The 19,919-nt window shown below is 63.2% G+C and carries 19 protein-coding genes; 13 read left to right on the top strand and 6 right to left on the bottom strand.

Annotated features, from left to right (window positions below):
* Positions 1-173 precede the first annotated feature (173 nt).
* The 5 genes from KXR72_RS19000 (at position 174) to KXR72_RS18980 (ending at position 3,127) form a co-directional block, all read left to right on the top strand.
* Positions 174-479, top strand: a complete 306-nt coding sequence (locus KXR72_RS19000; protein WP_437422656.1) for a nucleotide pyrophosphohydrolase — start codon at positions 174-176, stop codon at positions 477-479.
* Positions 476-1,225 (top strand): methyltransferase domain-containing protein, encoded by a 750-nt coding sequence (locus KXR72_RS18995; protein WP_437422655.1) that lies wholly within the window; start codon positions 476-478, stop codon positions 1,223-1,225. The genes KXR72_RS19000 and KXR72_RS18995 overlap by 4 nt, the downstream gene beginning before the upstream one ends.
* Positions 1,226-1,245: 20 nt before the next feature.
* On the top strand, positions 1,246-1,872 hold the full coding sequence (locus KXR72_RS18990) for a DUF4136 domain-containing protein (RefSeq protein WP_437422654.1): 627 nt from the start codon (positions 1,246-1,248) through the stop codon (positions 1,870-1,872).
* 23 nt (positions 1,873-1,895) lie between these two features.
* Positions 1,896-2,456, top strand: coding sequence for a DUF4136 domain-containing protein (locus KXR72_RS18985; RefSeq protein ID WP_437422653.1), 561 nt, complete (start codon positions 1,896-1,898; stop codon positions 2,454-2,456).
* Between the two features lie 221 nt (positions 2,457-2,677).
* Complete coding sequence (locus KXR72_RS18980) at positions 2,678-3,127, top strand: DMT family transporter (protein ID WP_437422652.1); 450 nt, start codon at positions 2,678-2,680, stop codon at positions 3,125-3,127.
* 12 nt (positions 3,128-3,139) lie between these two features.
* Here the strand turns inward: KXR72_RS18980 and KXR72_RS18975 are convergent, their stop codons facing one another.
* Positions 3,140-4,075 (bottom strand): SdiA-regulated domain-containing protein, encoded by a 936-nt coding sequence (locus KXR72_RS18975; RefSeq protein WP_437422651.1) that lies wholly within the window; start codon positions 4,073-4,075, stop codon positions 3,140-3,142.
* A 341-nt stretch (positions 4,076-4,416) separates the two neighbouring features.
* Between KXR72_RS18975 and KXR72_RS18970 the strand changes: the two genes are divergently transcribed.
* From KXR72_RS18970 to KXR72_RS18955, 4 genes are all read left to right on the top strand, one after another.
* A complete protein-coding gene (locus KXR72_RS18970) occupies positions 4,417-4,710 on the top strand; it encodes a hypothetical protein (protein WP_437422650.1) in 294 nt (97 codons plus the stop codon).
* Positions 4,711-4,788: 78 nt separating this feature from the next.
* Positions 4,789-6,174 carry an MATE family efflux transporter gene (locus KXR72_RS18965; protein ID WP_437422649.1) on the top strand — a complete coding sequence of 462 codons (1,386 nt, stop codon included), beginning with the start codon at positions 4,789-4,791 and terminating at the stop codon, positions 6,172-6,174.
* A 1-nt stretch (position 6,175) separates the two neighbouring features.
* A complete protein-coding gene (locus tag KXR72_RS18960; RefSeq protein WP_437422648.1) occupies positions 6,176-6,634 on the top strand; it encodes a DUF2214 family protein in 459 nt (152 codons plus the stop codon).
* Between the two features lie 85 nt (positions 6,635-6,719).
* On the top strand, positions 6,720-7,481 hold the full coding sequence (locus KXR72_RS18955) for a FadR/GntR family transcriptional regulator (protein WP_437422647.1): 762 nt from the start codon (positions 6,720-6,722) through the stop codon (positions 7,479-7,481).
* A gap of 19 nt (positions 7,482-7,500) precedes the next feature.
* Here the strand turns inward: KXR72_RS18955 and KXR72_RS18950 are convergent, their stop codons facing one another.
* The 4 genes from KXR72_RS18950 to KXR72_RS18935 form a co-directional block, all read right to left on the bottom strand.
* Positions 7,501-9,225 carry a sodium:solute symporter family transporter gene (locus KXR72_RS18950; RefSeq protein ID WP_437422646.1) on the bottom strand — a complete coding sequence of 575 codons (1,725 nt, stop codon included), beginning with the start codon at positions 9,223-9,225 and terminating at the stop codon, positions 7,501-7,503.
* 72 nt (positions 9,226-9,297) lie between these two features.
* Positions 9,298-11,082: a sodium:solute symporter family transporter gene (locus KXR72_RS18945; protein WP_437422645.1), complete on the bottom strand. Its 1,785-nt coding sequence runs from the start codon at positions 11,080-11,082 to the stop codon at positions 9,298-9,300.
* Between the two features lie 95 nt (positions 11,083-11,177).
* On the bottom strand, positions 11,178-11,912 hold the full coding sequence (locus tag KXR72_RS18940; RefSeq protein ID WP_437422644.1) for an oligogalacturonate-specific porin KdgM family protein: 735 nt from the start codon (positions 11,910-11,912) through the stop codon (positions 11,178-11,180).
* Between the two features lie 365 nt (positions 11,913-12,277).
* Entirely contained in the window at positions 12,278-13,432 is a 1,155-nt protein-coding gene (locus tag KXR72_RS18935) for a mandelate racemase family protein (protein WP_437422643.1), read from the bottom strand.
* A gap of 388 nt (positions 13,433-13,820) precedes the next feature.
* On the opposite strand from KXR72_RS18935, the gene KXR72_RS18930 reads away from it, so the two are divergent.
* A complete protein-coding gene (locus tag KXR72_RS18930) occupies positions 13,821-14,927 on the top strand; it encodes a catalase family protein (protein WP_437422642.1) in 1,107 nt (368 codons plus the stop codon).
* A gap of 48 nt (positions 14,928-14,975) precedes the next feature.
* Here the strand turns inward: KXR72_RS18930 and KXR72_RS18925 are convergent, their stop codons facing one another.
* Positions 14,976-16,388, bottom strand: a complete 1,413-nt coding sequence (locus tag KXR72_RS18925) for an alanine/glycine:cation symporter family protein (RefSeq protein WP_437422641.1) — start codon at positions 16,386-16,388, stop codon at positions 14,976-14,978.
* 213 nt (positions 16,389-16,601) lie between these two features.
* Here KXR72_RS18925 and KXR72_RS18920 point away from each other — a divergent pair, with 213 nt between their 5' ends.
* The 3 genes from KXR72_RS18920 (at position 16,602) to KXR72_RS18910 (ending at position 19,889) form a co-directional block, all read left to right on the top strand.
* On the top strand, positions 16,602-17,429 hold the full coding sequence (locus KXR72_RS18920) for an NYN domain-containing protein (RefSeq protein ID WP_437422640.1): 828 nt from the start codon (positions 16,602-16,604) through the stop codon (positions 17,427-17,429).
* A gap of 155 nt (positions 17,430-17,584) precedes the next feature.
* Positions 17,585-18,103 carry a hypothetical protein gene (locus tag KXR72_RS18915; RefSeq protein WP_437422639.1) on the top strand — a complete coding sequence of 173 codons (519 nt, stop codon included), beginning with the start codon at positions 17,585-17,587 and terminating at the stop codon, positions 18,101-18,103.
* A gap of 226 nt (positions 18,104-18,329) precedes the next feature.
* On the top strand, positions 18,330-19,889 hold the full coding sequence (locus KXR72_RS18910) for a diguanylate cyclase domain-containing protein (protein WP_437422638.1): 1,560 nt from the start codon (positions 18,330-18,332) through the stop codon (positions 19,887-19,889).
* Positions 19,890-19,919: the final 30 nt, after the last annotated feature.

Genomic DNA, 19,919 nt, shown 5'->3' with positions numbered 1-19,919 from the left:
TGTTCGGATTGCGTCGATGCCCCGAATCGGCACCGAGCTTCTACGTACTTAGCAGGCAAGGCGGTAGGCTTGGATGATTCGCGAGCAAGCTCGCTCCTACAGGTTCTGCCACTATAGGCACACACAACCCCGTCGCCTGGCAGCCCAGCCGCTCTACCAACGAACCCGCCCTTATGAACATCGAACAGATCACCCAACGCCTGCACGCGATCCGTGACCGCAACGACTGGCGGCGCTTTCACAGCCCGAAGAACCTTGCCATGGCCGCCAGTGTTGAAATGGCCGAACTGGTGGAGATCTTCCAGTGGCAGACCGAGGACGAATCGCGCCAACTATCGCCCGACCAACTCGACCACGCCGGTCAGGAAGTCGGCGACATCCTCATGTACCTGCTGCTGATGTGCAGCGAGCTGGGCATCGACATGGAGCAAGCGCTGCTAGCCAAGCTGGCCGACAACGAGCGGCGGTTCGCGCGATGAGCGATCGCCATTTCGACGAGCTGGCGACGCGCTTCGCCGAGAAGATCTACGGCGGCGCCAAGGGCGCGATCCGCCTCGCCGTGCTGCAGGCGGATCTCACCGAGATTCTGCCAGGGCGCCCGCTCCGCGTCCTGGACGTCGGCGCAGGCCTTGGCCACATGAGCCTGTGGCTGGCACAACAGGGCCATCAGGTGACGCTGGCCGAACCTGCCGAACCCATGCTCGAAGGCGCGCGCAAGCAGTTCGCCGAAGCCGGCCAGCAGGCGACGTTCATCCAGGCGCCGTGGCAGGAGGTTGAAGACCATGTTGAAGGCCGTTTCGATCTGGTCATCTGCCATGCGGTGCTGGAGTGGCTGGCCGAACCGCAAGCGATCCTGCCGGTGCTGCATCGCCTGGTTGCAGAGGACGGCTGGCTGTCGCTGGCCTTCTACAACCGCGATGCGCTGATCTACCGCAACCTGCTCAAAGGCCATTTCAAGAAGCTGCGCACCCAGACCTACGCCGGTGAACGCCAGAGCCTGACCCCGCAGCAGCCGCTCGACCCGCGCGAGCTGGCTGCGCAACTCGCGCCGCACTGGCAGGTCGAATCAACCAGTGGCGTGCGCGTATTCCATGACTACATGCCCGCCGATTTCCAGGCCCGTACCGAGCCTGCCGACCTCATCGAGATGGAACTGGCCTACCGCCGCCATCCCAGCTTCGCCGGCCTCGGACGCTACCTGCACTGGTTGTGTCGGCCCCGTTGAGGGTCGGCCCGGAGGTTCCGATGTCGACCCGCGCCCTCTCGTACCCGCTCTGCCTGCCACTGCTCTGCCTGAGCGTGGCTGCCTGCCAGAGCAACAACCCCTACACGGCCGATTCCGCGCCCATTCCGCCCGCGCCGCCGATCGAGCAGATCCAGTCGCCCACCTACCCGGCCGCGCCGCGGGACTTTTCTAGCTACCAGAGTTGGAGCTGGCGCACCCCACCGGCCGCTACCGCCTCAATTTCCAGCGAAGAACTTCAGGAAATGGTGGCAGGCGCTCTCGATCAACGAGGGCTGCGCCCTGCGCGTGTCGGCGCGAAAGGCGACGTCCAGATTAGCGCTCAGGCGCAGCTCGAAACCCGCGTCCGGCAGGTCTACGATGACTACGGCACACGCGTCGGTGCCGGCCGATACGGTGGCTACGGCCCGGGTTACGGATCAGGTATCGGTATTGGCGCCAGCGCGCCGGTTGTACGCAACTATGAACAGCAGGTTGTCACGGTGCGTATCGAGATGGTCGACAGCGCATCCGGGCAGGCCGTCTGGAGCAACCGCGCCGAGGCCCGAACCGGGGGCGATCAGGGAGAACGCAAGGATGCCATGCGCGACGCCGTGAACCAGGCCCTCGCCGATTACCCGCCCCGTTGATCTGAACCCTCAGGAGAACCGACATGTTCCGGCAGTTGATGATGCTTCCCCTGGTATTGCTGCTGGCAGCCTGCCAGAGCACACAGGTGCAACGTGACTTCGACCCGCAGCGCAACTTTTCGGCTTATCGCAGCTGGGCGTGGAAAGAGCCCGCGCTGCAGTACCGCCCCGACGACCCCCGCATCAAGAGCGACCTGACCGAGCAACGCATTCGCAACGCCGTCAGCGAGCAGCTCGACCAGCGCGGCTTGCGCCCGGTGACGGCCGGCAACGCACCGGATGTCATGGTGCAGGCCTGGTTCATCGTCGACGACCGCACCCAGCAGTACACCACTTCCTCTATGGGCGCCTGGGGCAGCCCGTGGCATGGCTTCTGGGGCGGGCCGATGTACACCGACACCCGCACCATCCACTACCAGGTCGGTACGCTGCAGGTGGATTTCTACGACGCCGACGACGGCAAGCTGGTCTGGCGCGGCAGTGCCGAGCAGATCCTGCGAGACGATCCGGGTAGCCCGAGCGAGCGCGCCAATATGTTTCGCGAAACCGTATCCAAGGTGCTTTCGCAGTATCCGCCGCAGTGATGGCAGGCCCGTAGGAGCACCGATCTCCGGACGACAGGCCGAGCAAAGTGCAACCCTCATTCGCCGCGGGGCGCGGCTACCACGGTAAGAGAGGGCAGCGGATTGCACGACCGGATTACTGCGAGCCGCACCAGCCTCCGCAAGCCGTAGGAGCCCCGACCTCAGGGCGAAGCCTTTAAACTCCGCCGCCCGATCTCTTCCCAACCAACCGGAGTATCCATATGCCTGTCGTTGCCTGGTGGCTTCTTGTCCTTCCGCTCATCGCTGGAGCATTCCTGCCGCTCCAGGCAGGCATCAACGGACAGGTCGCCAAGCATTTCGGCAGCGTGATGAGCGCGGCGATGCTGTCGTTTGCGGTGGGCACGGTGGCGCTGCTCTGCATCGTCGTGTTTCAGCGCGAGCTGCCTGGGCTGCAGGCGCTACGCGGCCTGAGTTGGTATCACTGGTGCGCGGGTTTGCTGGGGATGTGCTTCATTGCGACGGCCGCCTTTGCCGGGCCACGGATTGGCGCCCTGCTGTTCATGGCGCTGGTGCTCGCGGGGCAGCTGGGCATGGCGCTGGTGCTCGATCACTTCGGCTGGGCTGGCTTTCGCCAGTCGTCCATCAGCCTGGGCAAGATCGCCGGGCTTGTACTGATCTTCGGTGGCGTGTGGATGATCCGTCGCGGGTAACTGGCCCGGGCGTCAGCGGCGCTCGAATGCGTAGAACAGGTTGGGTTCACTGACCAGATAGAGATTGCCTGCCGCATCGAAGGTCATGCCTTCGGCCTGCGGCACGCTGGCACTCAAGCCGGCGAAGCCGCTCCATAGCGAGCGGAAACTCAGCAGTTCACCGTGCTCATCGAGTTCCAGCATCATCTTCGCCTCGTCGCTGAGCAGCACCAGGTGGCCGGTGCGTTCGTCGAAGTGCACCGACGCCAGGTCGCTGGCCATGTCCTTGTCGGCGATCCAGCTTTCGAGGTCGATGACCTTGAGATTCAGGCGGCCGCCCAGGCTCTGCTTGAGCCCCTGGATTTCGTAGAGTTTGCGGGGCGAATGCTCCTTGACCACGAACAGCCGGTCGCCCGCCCGGTCGTAGCCGAGGCCCTCGAATCCAGCGTTGCCTTCTTCGCCCAGCGCCAGCGAGAACGAGGCGAAGTCTTCACGCTGCAAGGCACCCGGATGATCCGGCACAGGCACGATGACCAGGCTCTGGCTGCGCTCCTCGGCAACGGCGAGCAGGTCGTCACCCAGGTAGGTCACCGCCTCGACGTCAGTGAAACCACGCAACGGATAGCGGGCAATGAAACGCCCGTCGGCGTCCAGCGCAACCAGCTCCTCGGGGTTGTTCACCACCGCCCAGAGATGGTTGCGATGCTCGTCGAAGGTCAGGCCCGACAGGTTGTTGGCGACCGAGGTCACCGGTTTGGCCTCGACCCGCACCCGGTACTCCGGCAACCAAAGGCTGCGCGCCTGGTGGGCCTCCTCTTTCCACGCCGACTGCAGCGAATAAAAGAGCCGTTCCTCCAGGTGGAAAGCCGTGGTGGCATAGAGCAGCGCACAGCCGAGCGCCCCCAGCGCCCACAGGCGCGGGCTAACCTCGGGTAGCCACCAGGGCCGGGCACGGGTCACAGTCGTCATCGTCCACTACTTCTCTGTTCAAGGCGCTGGCGAGACAGACTGCCCGACGCGGATTGCAGTTGGATGACGCCCAAGGCGTCAACCACGACCCCAAGCAGACCGAGCCGGAGCCGCCAGGTTCAACCCGTTTGGGAACTGCCGTGCCGTTTGGCAGCCCAATGCGCCAGGAAAGCGCTGCGCGACAGGCGCGGTGGAACGGTTCCCAACGACGCTCAGCCAAAGCAAAAAGCCCAGGCGAAACGTGCCGGTACGAGCACCTCGCCTGGTTTCAGCGCGGCATGAGCATGTGCAACCGTTCTACGGGGCCGGGCAGCGCCTTAAAAACGGAACAGGAGAACAACATGCGGGTGGAAGGCTTTTTCGAATGGTTGGGCCAGGCGCTCGGCACGGTGATTCGCTACATCGTCGACGCCCTCAGCGGCTTCTTCGCCCTCTTCGCCTCGGCGGGAGCCAATTTTCTCGAAGGGCTATCCCGCACCCTGGGCATGGACCGCTCGCTGGTCAGCCTGATTGCATTGGCAATCGGGCTGATGCTGTTGGTCGGGGCGTTTCGTGCGTTCTTCCGGCGCTCGTTCATCGCCGGCGTGATCTACCTGTTTCTCGGGCTATGGCTACTGAGCTGGCTGATCCACTGACGGCGCGAGCCTAGCCCGTCGCAGGCGGCCCGAAGCCTGAGCCCTGCTGTATCATGCCGGGCCCCTCTGGAGCCCTTCATGTCACGGTTGATGACTGCCTGGCAGCACGCCCCGACGCATCAGCGCGTCTGGGCGCTCGCTGCGCCGATGATCCTCTCCAACCTCTCCGTTCCGCTGGTAGCGCTGGTCGACAGCGCCGTGATCGGCCATCTGCCGCATGCGCACCAACTGGCCTCGGTCGCAGTGGGAGGCAGCCTCTACACGTTGCTGGTCTGGGTCATGGGCTTCCTGCGGATGGGCACCACCGGGTTTGCCGCCCAGGCCGCCGGACGTGACGATGGCGGTGCGCTGCGCCGTATCCTGCTGCAGGGCCTGCTGCTGGCGGTGGGGTTCGCCTTGCTGCTGAGCATGATCGCGCTGCCGCTCAAGGGCGTGGCGTTGCAACTGATGCAACCCTCAGCCGAACTCGATGACCTGACCCAGCATTACTTCCAGACTCGCCTGTTCGGCCTGCCCGCAGCACTTGCCAGCATGGCGCTGATCGGCTGGTTCCTTGGCACCCAGGATGCCCGCGCGCCGCTGGCGATCCTGCTGACCACCAACCTGACCAACGTCGCACTGGACCTGTACTTCGTGATCGGCCTGGAGTGGGGCGTCGCCGGCGCCGCGCGTGCCTCGGTGATCGCCGAATGGAGCGGCGTGCTGGTCGGCCTGGCACTGACACGCGGTGCGCTGCGGCGCTACCCGGGAACGCTGGATCGCCCAGCACTGGCCCGCTGGCATAACTGGCGCCCGCTGCTCGGCGTCAACCGCGACATTTTCCTGCGTTCGCTGGCATTGCAGCTGGTGTTCTTCCTCATCACGGTGCAAGGCACGCGCCTGGGCGACGCCACCGTCGCGGCCAATGCGCTGCTGCTCAATGGCCTGATGTTGACCGCGCATGCCCTCGACGGTCTGGCTCATGCGGTCGAGGCGTTGAGCGGCCACGCCATCGGCGCGCGCAACCGAACCGAATTGCGCCGCGTGCTGACGGTAGCCGGCGGTTGGTCGCTGCTGGCGAGCCTGGCCTTCGGCCTGTTCTTCCTGCTCGGCGGCGACCTGTTCATCGGGCTGCAAACGGACATCCCGGCAGTACGCGAAACCGCCCTCACCTACCTGCCCTATCTCGCCGCGCTGCCGTTGGTGGCGGTCTGGAGTTACCTGCTCGACGGCCTGTTCATCGGCGCGACCCGTGCGCGAGAAATGCGAAACGCCATGCTGCTCGCCGTCGCGATTTCGCTACCATTGGCCCTGCTGATGCGGGGGCTTGGCAACCATGGCTTGTGGCTGGCCTTCCTCGCTTTCATGCTCCTGCGCGGCATTTGCCTCGGCTGGATCGCACGACGTCTGGAGCGTGACGGCCGCTGGTTCGATCCGGCCCACCCGCAGTCCGATGAAACCACCCTCGCCAACAAGGGAACCTGAAATGGTCTACGCCGTCGCCGCCTACCTGCACTTCGTGGCGATCTTCCTGCTCTTTGCGCTGCTGGTCCTCGAGCATCAGCTGTTTCGCCTGCCGCTGAACTTCAAGCGCGCGCGCAGCCTGTTTCGCGTGGATCTCGCCTTCGGCATTGCCGCTGGCCTGGTGCTGATCACGGGCGTTGCCCGGGCAATGCGCTACGGCAAGGGCGCCGACTATTACCTGAACAACAGCTTGTTTCACGCCAAGGTCGGCCTCTTCGTAATCGTGGCGCTGCTGTCGATCTACCCGACCGTGACGTTCCTGCGTTGGCGGCCAGCGCTTAAAGCCGGCACAGTGCCCAGCATCACGCCCGGCACCGCGCGCGGGGTGAAGCTGATCATCCGTCTGGAGTTGGCGGCGCTCCTGGTACTGCCGCTGCTGGCCACACTGATGGCCCGCGGCTATGGGGTGATCCCGCTTTAGCATGCCACGCGCGGCCAAACCAGCAGCGACCGCCCGGGCGAACTGTGTATGCTGCTGACCGAACGACTGAATCGACGAGCAGGACATGATCCAAGGGCACCCTCAACCTCCCAAGCGCCGCGCCGAAGTGCTGGTCGAGCGGCTGTCCCAATACATTCGTGAAGGCATGTTCAAGCCCGGGGAAAAGCTGCCGCGGGAAGTGGAGATTGCCGCCAGCGAAGGCTTCAGCCGCAGCGTGGTGCGCGAAGCGATCATGCGGCTGCAGGCCGCTGGCCTGGTCGAGACGCGGCGCAGCGTCGGCACCTTCGTTATCGACATGCCCCCGCCCCAGGAGCTGCGCCTCGGGCCGGAAAGCATTACCACCCTTGAAGACGTGCTCTATCTGCTGGAACTGCGCATCAGCCTGGAAGTCGAGGCCGCCGCGATGGCCGCGCGCAATCGCAGCGCCGTCCAGCTGGAAGACATTCATCAGGCATTACTGGCGATGCAGCACCCTGACTCGAAAAAGCCCGGTATCGCCATTCACGACGACTTCCAGTTTCACCTTCGCATCGCCCGGGCGTCCGGCAATGGCTACATGTTCGACATCATGAAGCACCTGGGCACCAAGATGATTCCACGCACCCAGATGAACTCCGCCTATGCCTCCAATGAGGAACGGCTCGCTTACCTCGAGCGGGTTCATCACGAGCACGACAGCATCTACGCTGCTATCGCCATGCAGAGCCCCGACTCGGCGCGCGCAGCCATGTATCTGCACTTGAACAACAGCCGGGAGCGCCTGCGCCGCACCCGAGGCAAGGCGCTACCGGGCAGCCACCTGCCTAGCGACATGCAGGCGCACTAGCCCCGCGCAGCGCGGACGGTCATCCGCTGCGCGCCAACCGGCGCAGGGCCACCCCAACCGTTCCGACCGTCAGCGCGATAGCCGCATGCAACCAAAGGCCGCGCGCATCCTCGGCGAGCCAGGGCAGCGCCAAGAGCAGCACGCACAAACCCATCAGCAAGCCACCGAGCAGACGCGCCTGGGTCGGGTCGACCCGCGCCATCTCGGCCGGCTGCAAACCTCGGTACATGTCGGCGAACATTCGCCGCAGTTGCTGACGGCGGCCGCGATCGACCCGAGCGCGATAGAGCAGGCTGGTCGCGAAGAAGTAGCCGCCCGTCAAGAGCAGATGTGCCACCACGGTCGCTGCAAATCGCAGGTCGCCAGCCTCGCGGGCACTGAGGCGTTCGCCACCGAGCCAGGCCGGAAGCACAGAGGGCCCGAAGCCGAAGTACATACCGGCCGACACCAGCCCGCCAACCGCCACGGTGCTCCAACCCGCCCAGTCCGGGGTGCGCCGAACCAACACGGCAAGCATTGCGGGGATCGACATCGGCAACAGCAGCATCGAGCTGATCATCAATACCAAGTCGAAGAAATTCACATCGGTCTGCTGGGACATCCACCAGGCAACCAGCGTGGCCAGCAAGCCATTGCCGAGGGTGAACAAGCGGCCAACCCGCACCAGCCGCGGCTCGCTGTGCTGGCGACGCTGATAGACATTGCGGATAAAGATACCCGCGTTGCGATTCAGCGCCGCGCTCATTGGCGCGATTGTTGCCGCCAGCATCGCTGCCATCGTCAGCCCTAGGGTGCCTACCGGCATCGCCTGCTCGACGAAGAACAGATAGGCCGCGTTCGTCGCCTGCCCCCCCAGCTGCGGGTAGTGCGCCGCCAGGCTCACCTCGCCAGTAGCCGCAGCCCAGGGCGGGATGAACCACATCACCGGCCCGATGACGAACAGCACGCCGGCCAGCAATGCGGCGCGCTGCGCTTCGTGCTCGTTGCGAGTGACCAGAAAGCGGTAGCAGGTGATGGCGTTATTGGTCGAAACCGTCTGTTGCATCAGGATCACAGCCACCCAGAGCACCAGGATGCCGGGCATCGTCATCTCACGGCCCATCCAGAAGTCGCCTGGAAAATCCGTCACAAGCTGCACAGGCCCACCGCTGACATAGAGCGCGTAGGCACCGGTCACCAGCGTGATCGCCAGAATCAGTACCAGCTGAATGACGTTGGTCGCGCTCACCGTCCAGGCGCCGCCGCTGCTGGCGATGAAAGTGATGATCAGCCCGGTGGCGAGCAGCACCGGCACCATGCCCAGCCCCGTCATGGCCGAGATGATGTACGCCAGGCCGTTCAGCCACACGGCCGCGCTGAGGGTCGACAACGGCAGCTGAAGCCAGGTGAACAGGCGCTCGGTAGGCCGCCCGAAACGCAGCGCGATGACTTGCATGGACGTCTCGACGCGCAGCTTGCGGTAACGCGCTGCGAAGAAGCGGCTCGCGACGAAGAAACCCAGGGCGTTGCCCCAGAACAACATCAGTACCGCGAACCCGTCGGTGTAGGCCTTGCCGGCGGCGCCCGTAAACGTCCATGCGCTGAATTGCGTCATGAAGGCGGTCGCGCCGGCCATCCACCACTGCATGGACCCGCCGCCATTGATGTACTGGCTGCTGTCGCTGGCCATCCGGCGAAAACACCAGGCCGCGCCGATGATGAACAGCACGTATCCCGCCAGTACCGCCAAATCCAGTGCCTGCATCGCCGATACGCCACCGCTCGAAAAAAAAAACCAGCATCGGCAAACGGGGCCGATGCTGGCCAACGCAAAAGGTCAGGAAGGTCGCTCGGCCAGCGGCGGTACGGCGGCGGCTAGCGTCTCGACATTGGCGCTGCGCCTGAGTAGGTAACCCACCAACAGAATGGACAACGCACAGCCGGCAAACATCAGCCGCCCCCACGGTGGGTTGGGCAACAGCACCATCAGCATCAGCCCCGCGCCCATCATCAGGCTGATCTGCCCGAGCTTGCTGCGCTGAAGACGGTCGTAAATGTCCTGGTCGTATTCCGCGATCACCGGCGTCTCCACATCACGGAAGAACTCAGCAGTACGTTCGCGCTCGGCACTGGCTGCGGTCTCCGGCTTCCAGAACAGGCTGGTCGCACAGAAAAAGCCACCCGTGAACACCAGATGTGCCGCAACCGTGATGGTCGTGGTCAGCTCCGACAGTTCGCGACCGGTCAGGCTGATACCCACCAAGCCGGCAAACCATTGTGCGGTAAAGACCGTCATCACCAGCCAGGACACCAACATGCCAAAGCAGACGGTGGCCCACGCCGCCCATTGGGGCGTGCGCCGGATGAACATGCCAAAGAACAAGGGCACCAGGATCGGCGACTGCAACAGGGTCGCGACGCGCATCATCAATTCGAACAAGCTCAAGCCTTTGAGCTGAGCAAACAGCTGCGCAATCACGATCACCAGCAGCCCATTGACTACCGTCGCCGCCTGGCTCACGCGCAGCAGCCGGCGCTCGGTGAGCGGCTTGTTGCGTGCTACGACCGGCGCCCAGAAGCTGCGCACGAAGATGCCGGCGTTGCGGCACAGGGCCGAGTCCATCGAGGACATGGTCGCCGCGAACAACCCCGCCACCAGCAGTCCGATGGTCCCGACGGGCATCAGCCGTTCGGCGAAAACCAGATACACCGCATCACTGGCCTTGTTGCCCAACTCGGCATGAGCGCTGAGCGCGTCGGGGTAGAGCACGGCGGTTACCCAGGGCGGGATGAACCAGATCAGCGTGCCGCAGACCATCAGCGCCAGCGCTAACAAGGCGGCCTTGCGGGCGTTGGCAGAATCCTTCGCGTTGAGAAAGCGATAGGAGTCCTGCATGTTGTTGATGCTCTGCAGCTGTTTAACCAGAAAGAAGATGAACGAGCCCACCAGCAGCAGCCCGTAGTTCATGTCCGGCCCCATGAAGAAATCCGACGGAAAGCGCGTGACGATCTCGCCCGGCCCGCCCACGGCGACCAGCGCGACGATGGCACACGCCACCGAGATCACCGCGACTACCAGCGTCTGGACGAAATCACTGGCCACGACACCCCAAGCGCCGCTGAGCAGCGACACCAGCAGCACGGAAATGCCCGTGATCCAGATCGTGGTAGTCATGTCGTAGCCGAACACGGCGCCGACGAAAATTGCCAATCCGTTGAGCCACACGCCGCCATTGAGCACGCTCAGCGGGATGATCGCCCAGGTGAAGAACTGCTCGTTACCCGGCCCGAAGCGACGGCGGATACCCTCAGTCGGCGTATCGACACGCATCTGCCGAAAGCGGTGGCTGAACCACCAATACGAAAACAGGTAGGCAAAGATGTTGCCGAGAAAAACGAAGGTCACCGCGAACCCGTCGGTAAAGGCTTTGCCTGCTGCGCCGGTAAAGGTCCAGGCACTGAACTGGGTCATGAAGGCGGTGGCGCCGACCATCCACCACAGCATCCGCCCATTGCCACGGAAATAGTCACTGGCCGACTGGCTGGCGACCTTGCGGAACGCGGTACTGATGAACACCATCAGCACGAAGTAGCCGGCGACTACCAGAATATCTATGTTCATTGCGCTCTCTCGATGAGTGGGCATTCAGGTCATACCGGGCCACAGCCACAGGCTGGACGGCCCGGCAACTACTCGCCGTGCACGCCTGTTGTTGGCTAGTCGAACTTGTAATGCACACCCACGCGCAGGCGCAGTTGCCTGTCATCGTCACGAGCACTGACCTTGACGTCACCGATCTCGAAGAACGGATGCCAGTTCTTGTCCCACTTGTACTTGAAGGCAAAATTGTTCTCGTAGTCGTACTTTTTGTTATCGAACCGAATGTAATCGGTTTTCAGGTAGACGAAGTTGTATTCATACGTCCAATTGCCGCCAGGCATGTATGTCAGCCAGGCATCGACGCGATTGATGTGCTGGTCCTGGCGAGCCCGCTCGGGAATGGTTTCATCCACCTTGTCGCGATCCAGCTTGCGCGCCTCGTAGCGATAGCGACCGGCGAGGTTGAAGTGCTCGTTCAGGCGATAGTCCACGCGCAAGCCGCCACTGTAGGTGATGGCTTCCTCCACGCTGTCCAGCCGGATGAAGGGCGTCAGCGCCCATTGCGCATCCAGCGGGCGGCGATAATCGACTACCAGCTCGTGGCCACTGCCAACGGTATTGTCGAAGGCCACACCTTCGCGGTCGCCCGCCGTTTTGTATTTGAGTTCGCCGTGAAAACCCAAGCCGTTATCCAGCCGAGTGCCGATAAGGAACCGATCGGAGTGCAGCTTGGCATCGTCCAGGTATTGGTGGCGGTAATTGACGTAACCGTCACTGGCATATGCAGTTTCGGCAAGCGCGATAAGCGCCAGAGGAGTTGCAGCGACGAGGGTGATGATTGTCTTTTTCATGGTTTTATTCTTATTGGCTGAAAGTTTTATAGGCACAGCGAACAATCACCCGGATAACTACTCGGCCCTTCAGGAACACTTCTGTGCAATGTTCGGCACGAGCAAAACCAGCCTGCTTGTCTTATGAACAAGCCGGTGGCCCTCGCAAAATGAAGCGGCGCGTGAATAACCAGGTAAAGCAGTGATGCGTTATCGAGCGAGGCACTCGTGATCAGGGCCGGGGGGTGAGCGGCCGCACGGGGTGCTGGGGTGCGCGACCGGCCGCCAACAGGCCGGGCGTGGTGCTGGATGGGCGGTGGGCTTCATCGATCAGTCCTTTCTTGTAGTTGTTCAAGACGTGATACGTGTCGTTTCAAGGCGAAGCGTCAGTGCCGGCTCAGGGTATTGGCTTCGATGTAGGCGAAATTGATGTCTTCACCGAGCCCTGGACGCTGTGGCAAATGCACATAACCGTCGGTGTCCATCGGGTCGACAATGCTGTTCAGATACGCGGGCACGTCGTCATAGTCGAGGAACGGGTGCAACAGACCCCGCTCGTACCAGCTGCAATTCTTGATGGCCCCTACCACTGCCAGATTGGGCGCGCCATTGCCGTGGATCTCGCAGTCCATGCCGAAGGACTCGGCCAGGTGCGCCACTTTCATCACGGGCCCAATACCGCCCACGCCCGCGACTCCCGCACGAAGGATGTCGCAGGATTTCCCACTGACCCAACCGGCGCGGCTGTGGAATTTACCGCCGAGGCTTTCCGGGCCGAGTACCGGAATACTTAGATTCGCGGCGAGCCAGGCATACGACTCGGCGGACTCCTCGATCATGGGCTCCTCGAACCAGGCGAAGCCGAGCTTCTCGATTTCACGGCCGATGTAGAGCGCATCGGTGCGGTTGTACCAGTGAAAGCCATCGAGCATCAGCGCGATATCCGGCCCGACCGCCTCGCGCACCGCGGCGCAGGCGCGCACATCCATCTTCGGGTCTGGCGCGAATGAGATGGGCGGCATCCAGGTGTGCAACTTGATGCCCTTGTAGCCGCGGCGCACGAGCGTTTCGGCGAACTGCCCATATTCGTCCGGCGTGGACAGACCGCCTGGCATGTCGTCGCCACACATGGTCGAACCGTAGGCCAGCACCTTGTCGCGGTAACCGCCCAGCAATTTATAGACCGGCACCTCGAAGCGGCGCCCGGCCCAGTCCCATAGTGCCTGCTCAACCAACGCGAGGGTGCGGTCGGTCAACTGCCCGGCACTGCCGCGCTGCCAATGGGCAAGGTCCTGCCAGATCCGCTCACGGTCGAGCGCGCTCTGCCCGACCAGCACCTTACGCACGAAGTTATGAATCAGATGGGCTCGGAGCAATTCTGGTGCACCGAAGGCATAGCCCTCGCTGCCATCCTCGGTGGCGATCCGCAGCATCGCCGTATTCGCCTGGGTTTCGGCACCGGGATGAGAGTGGCCGGCGCTGTCGACGGCGCGGCGGGTGGGATAGGAAAAGACTTCGACGCTGACGCGAGTGATTTTCATGGTAGCGAGACTGTCCTGCAGCTTGTTGTCGTCAGGGCAATCTAGCCCTGCATGTCGTCGTACTACAGACGAGTATTTTACGTAAAAGAGGACATGTCAACATGAGGTATGACGACCCGCAACTAGAAAGGTGAGTCTGGAGATAACGTAATTTTCTGATTTAACTACATTTTTTAGGAATTCATTCCTAGGACAAAATTTTATTTTTAGCGATATATTCGAATAAGTAGAATGACAACACATCTAGGACGTCATACCTATCAAACCTACCGAGGCAGGTGCCCGGCCATCATTTGCCGGTAGCCCGGCGAAACGATCCCTGGCAACAAAAGTCGCAACAGGGAATGGCAAGCCCCTATGCCACCGTTCCAACGACCGGAGCCCAACCATGACGCCTGAACTGAAGATCACACCGCTGCCGTTCGACCCTGCCTACGAGCAGGTGCCCGATGACGAAGCGGAGACCATCACCGGCCTCATCCAGGCAATGCGCGACATCGCCGAGACCACCTATGCCGATGGCGGCCACGCCATCCGCAGCGTGCATGCCAAAAGCCACGGGTTGCTGCAGGGCGAGATCGAAATCCTGCCGGGCCTGCCCGAGGCGTTGGCACAGGGGGCTTTTTCCAAGCCAGGGAAGATGCCGGTGGTGATGCGCTATTCGACCAACCCCGGCGACATCCTCGATGACAAGGTGTCGACCCCGCGTGGGCTGGCGATCAAGTTGATCGGCGTGGAAGGCGACCGCCTGCCGAACAGCGATGGCCAGGTCACACAGGATTTCGTGATGGTCAATTCGCCGGCCTTCCTGGCGCCAACGCCGAAGGATTTTCTCAAGTCGGTGAAGTTGATCGCCAAGACCACCGACCGGGCGCCACGGGCCAAGCAAGCATTGTCCGCGGCCTTGCGCGGGGCCGAGAGCCTGGTGGAAAAACTCGGTGGGGAGAGCACGACGCTCAAAGGCATGGGCGGTCACCCCACCACGAACCTGCTCGGGGAAACGTATTACAGTGTCGTTCCGCTGCTCTACGGCCGGTACTTCGCCAAGCTATCGCTGGCGCCCGTTTCGCCGGAACTGAAGGCGCTGACCGACAAGGGCGTCGACCTGGACGGCAAGCCGAACGGCCTGCGCGAAGCGATCAAGGAGCACTTCGCGCACCACGGCGGCACCTGGGAGCTGCGTGTTCAACTGGCCACCGATATCGAGCAAATGCCCATCGAGGACGCCAGCGTGGTATGGCCGGAAGACGCCAGCCCTTACGTCACCGTTGCGCGGATAACGGTACAGCCGCAGTCAGCCTGGAACGAAGCCCGCGCGGTGGTGGTGGATGATCAGATGGCCTTCAGCCCCTGGCATGGCCTCGCCGCGCACCGCCCGCTCGGCGGCATCATGCGCTCGCGCAAGCCGGCTTATGAGATGTCGTCGGCGTTCCGCGCGCGCCACAACGGATGCCCGATGCACGAGCCGAACACGCTGGATCGGCTACCGAGCTGACCTACGCCAACGCGTAAGCGCCCCGGCACGCGTCGGGGCGCCACGGATTCAACGCCAGATGTTGTTGTTGATCTTCGCCTTGAGCTCGGGGTAGTCGGCCGCCTTGAACGTCGGCACAACGCCCTGCTTGATCTGCGCCATGTAGTCCTTGGTGAGCTTCACCACCGTGCCGGACAACAGCACGATCGCAATCAGGTTGATGGTCGCCATCAGGCCCATCGAAGCATCGGCCGCATTGAACACCGTCGTCACCGCCTCGTACGCGCCCCAAACCACCATCCCCAGCGCGGCGACTCGCAGCAGCGTGAGGCCGAGCTTGTTGCCGGCGCCCAGGAAGATCAGCGCATTCTCGGCGTAGGAGTAGTTGGCGACGATCGACGTAAACGCGAAGAACAAGATGGCGATCGCGATGAAATAAGTGCCTGCCGACCCGATGTGGGTCTCCATCGCCTGCTGCGTGAGCTGAGTACCTGTCACACCGGAGCCCGGCTCAAGCACGCCCGAGAGCAGGATCATGATCGCTGTCGCGGTGCAGACGACGAGCGTATCGATAAATACGCCCATGGCCTGAACCAGCCCCTGTGACGAAGGGTGATGCGGTGCGGGTGTTGCGGTTGCCGCCACGTTCGGCGCCGAGCCCATGCCCGCTTCATTGGAGAACAGGCCACGCTTGATGCCGTTGAGCATGGCAGCCGTCACCGAGCCTGCGACGCCACCGGCCGCTTCCTCGAGCCCAAAGGCGCTGCGCACGATGGTCATCAGCACACCCGGCACCTCGGTGATGTTGATCACCACCACGAAGAGCGCCATGAGGATGTAAAGGCCAGCCATCAGCGGTACCACCAGCTCGGCGAAACGGGCGATCGAGCGCAAGCCGCCGAAGATCACGAGCCCCGCCAACACGGCGATGGCAACGCCCACCCAAAGCTTGGAAAAGCCGAACGCACCCTGCATCGCATCGGCGATCGAATTGGCCTGCACGGCATTGAACACAAGCCCGAACGAGATGATCAGTGCCACCGAAAACACGCCGCCGGCCCATGGTGCCTTGAGGCCCTTGGATATATAGAAGGCCGGCCCACCGCGATACTGCCCTTCGCCGTCGCGCACCTTATATAGCTGCGCCAGCGAACTCTCGGCATAAGCCGTCGCCATACCCACGAGCGCCACCAGCCACATCCAGAAAATCGCCCCGGCACCTCCGAGGTAAAGCGCCACCGCAACACCTGCCAGATTGCCTGTGCCGACCCGCGACGCCAGGCTGGTGCACAACGCCTGGAAAGGCGAGATACCGGATGAATCGCTCTGCCGTGCACCGCGGATAGCGCGCACCATCTCGCCGAAATGCAGAAACTGCAGGAAGCCCAGCCGCACGGTGAAGAACACCCCGACGGCCAGCAGGCCGTAGATAAGCACGTAGCCCCAAAAGATGTTGTTGAGGAAATCGATGATCGCGGTCATGCAGGCCTCGTCTCGTAAAAAACCATTGGACTTGGGTTAACGCTAGTCGCTGCACCGCACTTCACCAGCCAGCGCGCGGAGTAAACCCGGAACCCATGGTCCGAACCGCAACGGCCGCGAGGGTTCAATCAAAATGCCATCGTCTGCCTTGGCTATTGGCCGGCGCCGGGTACAGGCGTTATGTTCGGGTCATTTCAACCTCCGGGACGAACCATGGCCGCCAAGCCCAGCAACACCCGCCAGCACACTCATCTCGCCGTGCTTATCGACGCGGACAACGCACCCGCCGCCATCGTCGAAGGCTTGTTCGAGGAGATCGCCAAGTACGGTGTCGCCAGCGTCAAGCGCATCTATGGCGACTGGACCAAACCCAACCTGGGTAGCTGGAAGAAGGTGCTGCTCGACTATTCCATCCAGCCCATCCAGCAGTTCGCCTACACCGCCGGCAAAAACGCGACCGACAGCTCGCTGATCATCGACGCCATGGATTTGCTCTACACACGCCGCTTCGATGGTTTCTGCCTGGTGTCGAGCGACAGCGACTTCACCCGCCTGGCCGCGCGCTTACGTGAGGAAGGCCTGACCGTGTACGGCTTTGGCGAGCAAAAGACACCGTCTCCCTTCGTCTCGGCGTGCGACAAGTTCATCTACACGGAAATCTTGCGCGCCGACGCGCCGAAGACTTCGCCGGAACCACCGGTCAATGGCGACCGGCACCCAGCGCCCGCGCCAAACGAGAAGCCGCAGGACGACACCCGAGCCAGCGACAAGCCCCAGCCCGAGAAACCCGCGCGCGTGCCGGCGGACTTCATCGCCAAGGTGCTCAGCGATATCGCCGACGAGGAGGACGACTGGGTCCAGCTCGGTGAACTCGGCTCGAACATCAGCAAGCTGCGCCCCGCCTTCGATCCGCGCCTGTATGGCTTCAAGAAGCTGAGCGACCTGATCAAATCGCAGAAACGCTTCGAGCTCGAAGCGCGCGGCACCACCCAGACGGGCGGCAAGGCCGTGTACGTTCGCAACGTGAAGGCTTCCAAATAGCCAAGCCAGCCCGGCAGGCTCCGGGATGAACCGAGCAGGCCGACACCCGCCGCGCCTCAACGATCGACAGTTGCTTTGCAACCATCGGACATAAACGGAGCCGAACCCACATCCCTTGAACCCTTCTAAGCAGACATCGACTCCAGGAGGTTTACATGACCAAGCCGCTGCTTCCCGCTCTCGGTTTCGCCCTCTTCGCCCCGACGCTGTTCGCCCAGACGCCGAAGCCAGAGGTCGTCACTCACCTCAACGGTCTGGATGTCGAGGTCAGCGCGATGGGCGTCCCCACCTCGGCCACCGATGCCGGTGTCGAGCTTGTGGGTATTCGGGCGGTACGGGTTGCCAACAAAACGGGCGACACCGTGACCTGTGAATTTCACGTACCCGACGATGCGCGGGCTGACACCTCCGCACCGCCGGTATTTACCGTCAGCCCGAACAGCCAGCGAGTCGAGCGTGTACCGGGCGACTACTCGCCAGACGAACCCTTTGCCGAACTGACCTGCCGCAACGCCGCCGACAGTGTCGGCACGCCAACTGCCGTACCCTCGAGCGAGCCGGGCGCCGAGGCCAGCCAAGACACGCAACCCCACACCGAGTCCTCGACAATGACCGGCACCAGCGTCCCGGCCGACTCGACCCGCTCGCGTGAAGGCGAAAGCCGGGACCGTTAAAGCGCAGCCGGGCTGGAGTCATCAGCCCGCGAAAACGCTCCCCCGCCACGGCTCCCATAGACCGGTGCAAGGCGCTAGACCGAAGAATGGCATTTTGCTAGCGTGAACTGCGTCACGACCGGCTCCTGCCGCTCGCACCGATCTGCACATTCCGGCCGTCAGGACACGCCTGGCCAGCGCTACCCAGCGCCAGCCACGCTGTCGACGTGGTCGGGAGGGCTCCACCATGCTGACCAAACGCCAGCGCTCCTTTGCGGGCTTTATCCTTCTTTCTTTCGTACTGGTTGGCTTTTCCGCGTTATTACTCCTGCTCTCCGAAATCCGCCGCTGGGATGCCCGGTTCGGACAACAGGTGCAGATAGTCGCCAGCGCCGTGCGCAAGAATCTCGACACCAACGAAGCGGTGCTGGCCGGTTTCGCAGCCTTTCTCCAGGCGGTCAACGAGGATGACGAGGCCGCTGCGACACGCTACGCCGCAGCGGTCGTGGCGGCCTATCCGCAGATCTACATGATGGAAGTGGCCCGCGGCATTCCCCGCGCCGAACAGCACGCCTTCGAGGAGCTGCTGCGCCTGAGCTGGCGGGCCGACTTCAAGCTCAAGGACTTCGCCAGCCTCACCCAGCAGCCAACGGCCGCGCCGCAGCAGCAGCTGAGTGAAACCTGGCCGGTGCTCTTCACCTACCCGCAACCCCCGCAGACCAGCGCGATCCTCGGCGTGCGCCTGGAAACGGTCGGGCACCTCGCGCAAGCACTGGCTCAGAGCCGACAGACCACCCGCCCCGTGGCCTCGCCGGTGTTCTCGTTGTATGAAGGCGGTCGGGCCTACATCCTGCTGCAGCCGGTCAACCGTCCTGGCTCGCCGAACCTGAGCGCCGCACCGAATTTCTTCGGCAGCACCATGGTCGCGCTGATATTGCTCAAGACCGATACGCTCCACCTTGGCCTGCAGGAAATGAACCTCGACCCGCTGCTGGGCATCGAGGTATTGCTCGATTCCGCCGTTGGCAGCCCAAGCCGGTTGCTCGCTCATAAGCCACAAGCTGCCAGTGCGCTGGACCACCTCCTGCTGCCAGGCCTGCGCAAGCGCATCGAAATCGACAGCGCCTCGCAACCGACCACGCTGCTGTTCGAGCGCCAGCTGCGCCTGGGCGACGTGCTGACCTTCGATACCCTGGCCATCCTGCTGATCATCATGGCGGCACTGGTCCTGCTTCCGGTTGTGCTGATGCGCCACTTCCGTAGCATCGCCGCCGTCGAGCGCGACCACGCGCGATCGACCTACCTCGCCACGCACGACACCCTGACCGGCCTGCCGAACCGCCAGCTTCTGGCCGACCGTTTCGACGAAGCCCAGGCCTACTGGCAGCGCCACGGCACGCCCTTTGCGCTCATGCTCGTCGACCTCGACCGCTTCAAGGACATCAATGATCGCCACGGTCACGAAGTCGGCGACCAGGTGCTGCGCGCCGTGGCCGCACACCTACGCGGCGCGGTGCGGGCCTATGACACGGCTGCACGCTATGGCGGCGACGAGTTCGTCGTCCTGGTGCGCGACGTCGCCAGCCCGGCCGACGCCGAAACCGCTGCACGCAAGATTTTGCAGGCAGTCAACACACCGACCGCCACCGACGCGGGCGAGCAACGCGTGGCCTGCAGCATCGGCGTGGCGCTATGCCCGCACCAAGGCACCCGCTTCGATGCGCTGCTCAACGCAGCGGACCAGGCCATGTATGGCGTCAAACGCGACGGCAGAGATAATGTCGCGCTCTGCTGCAGCGAGCCCTGAACACTCCCGCTCGGTCGCCCGACGGCCCCA

Origin of the sequence: Stutzerimonas chloritidismutans (assembly GCF_051486945.1) — a bacterium.
GTDB lineage: Bacteria > Pseudomonadota > Gammaproteobacteria > Pseudomonadales > Pseudomonadaceae > Stutzerimonas > Stutzerimonas chloritidismutans_B.
This window is presented reverse-complemented; position numbering and strand designations above follow the sequence as displayed.

What these genes read in the sequence shown, in the direction of transcription:
- KXR72_RS18930 (WP_437422642.1), top strand. Translation starts at nt 13,821, where the DNA reads ATGACGCCTGAACTGAAGATCACACCGCTGCCGTTCGACCCTGCCTAC.
- KXR72_RS18955 (WP_437422647.1), top strand. Translation starts at nt 6,720, where the DNA reads ATGATCCAAGGGCACCCTCAACCTCCCAAGCGCCGCGCCGAAGTGCTG.
- KXR72_RS18975 (WP_437422651.1), bottom strand. Translation starts at nt 4,075, where the DNA reads ATGACGACTGTGACCCGTGCCCGGCCCTGGTGGCTACCCGAGGTTAGC.
- KXR72_RS18925 (WP_437422641.1), bottom strand. Translation starts at nt 16,388, where the DNA reads ATGACCGCGATCATCGATTTCCTCAACAACATCTTTTGGGGCTACGTG.
- KXR72_RS18995 (WP_437422655.1), top strand. Translation starts at nt 476, where the DNA reads ATGAGCGATCGCCATTTCGACGAGCTGGCGACGCGCTTCGCCGAGAAG.
- KXR72_RS18960 (WP_437422648.1), top strand. Translation starts at nt 6,176, where the DNA reads ATGGTCTACGCCGTCGCCGCCTACCTGCACTTCGTGGCGATCTTCCTG.
- KXR72_RS18970 (WP_437422650.1), top strand. Translation starts at nt 4,417, where the DNA reads ATGCGGGTGGAAGGCTTTTTCGAATGGTTGGGCCAGGCGCTCGGCACG.
- KXR72_RS18950 (WP_437422646.1), bottom strand. Translation starts at nt 9,225, where the DNA reads ATGCAGGCACTGGATTTGGCGGTACTGGCGGGATACGTGCTGTTCATC.
- KXR72_RS19000 (WP_437422656.1), top strand. Translation starts at nt 174, where the DNA reads ATGAACATCGAACAGATCACCCAACGCCTGCACGCGATCCGTGACCGC.
- KXR72_RS18935 (WP_437422643.1), bottom strand. Translation starts at nt 13,432, where the DNA reads ATGAAAATCACTCGCGTCAGCGTCGAAGTCTTTTCCTATCCCACCCGC.
- KXR72_RS18965 (WP_437422649.1), top strand. Translation starts at nt 4,789, where the DNA reads ATGTCACGGTTGATGACTGCCTGGCAGCACGCCCCGACGCATCAGCGC.
- KXR72_RS18945 (WP_437422645.1), bottom strand. Translation starts at nt 11,082, where the DNA reads ATGAACATAGATATTCTGGTAGTCGCCGGCTACTTCGTGCTGATGGTG.
- KXR72_RS18985 (WP_437422653.1), top strand. Translation starts at nt 1,896, where the DNA reads ATGTTCCGGCAGTTGATGATGCTTCCCCTGGTATTGCTGCTGGCAGCC.
- KXR72_RS18915 (WP_437422639.1), top strand. Translation starts at nt 17,585, where the DNA reads ATGACCAAGCCGCTGCTTCCCGCTCTCGGTTTCGCCCTCTTCGCCCCG.
- KXR72_RS18980 (WP_437422652.1), top strand. Translation starts at nt 2,678, where the DNA reads ATGCCTGTCGTTGCCTGGTGGCTTCTTGTCCTTCCGCTCATCGCTGGA.
- KXR72_RS18910 (WP_437422638.1), top strand. Translation starts at nt 18,330, where the DNA reads ATGCTGACCAAACGCCAGCGCTCCTTTGCGGGCTTTATCCTTCTTTCT.
- KXR72_RS18990 (WP_437422654.1), top strand. Translation starts at nt 1,246, where the DNA reads ATGTCGACCCGCGCCCTCTCGTACCCGCTCTGCCTGCCACTGCTCTGC.
- KXR72_RS18920 (WP_437422640.1), top strand. Translation starts at nt 16,602, where the DNA reads ATGGCCGCCAAGCCCAGCAACACCCGCCAGCACACTCATCTCGCCGTG.
- KXR72_RS18940 (WP_437422644.1), bottom strand. Translation starts at nt 11,912, where the DNA reads ATGAAAAAGACAATCATCACCCTCGTCGCTGCAACTCCTCTGGCGCTT.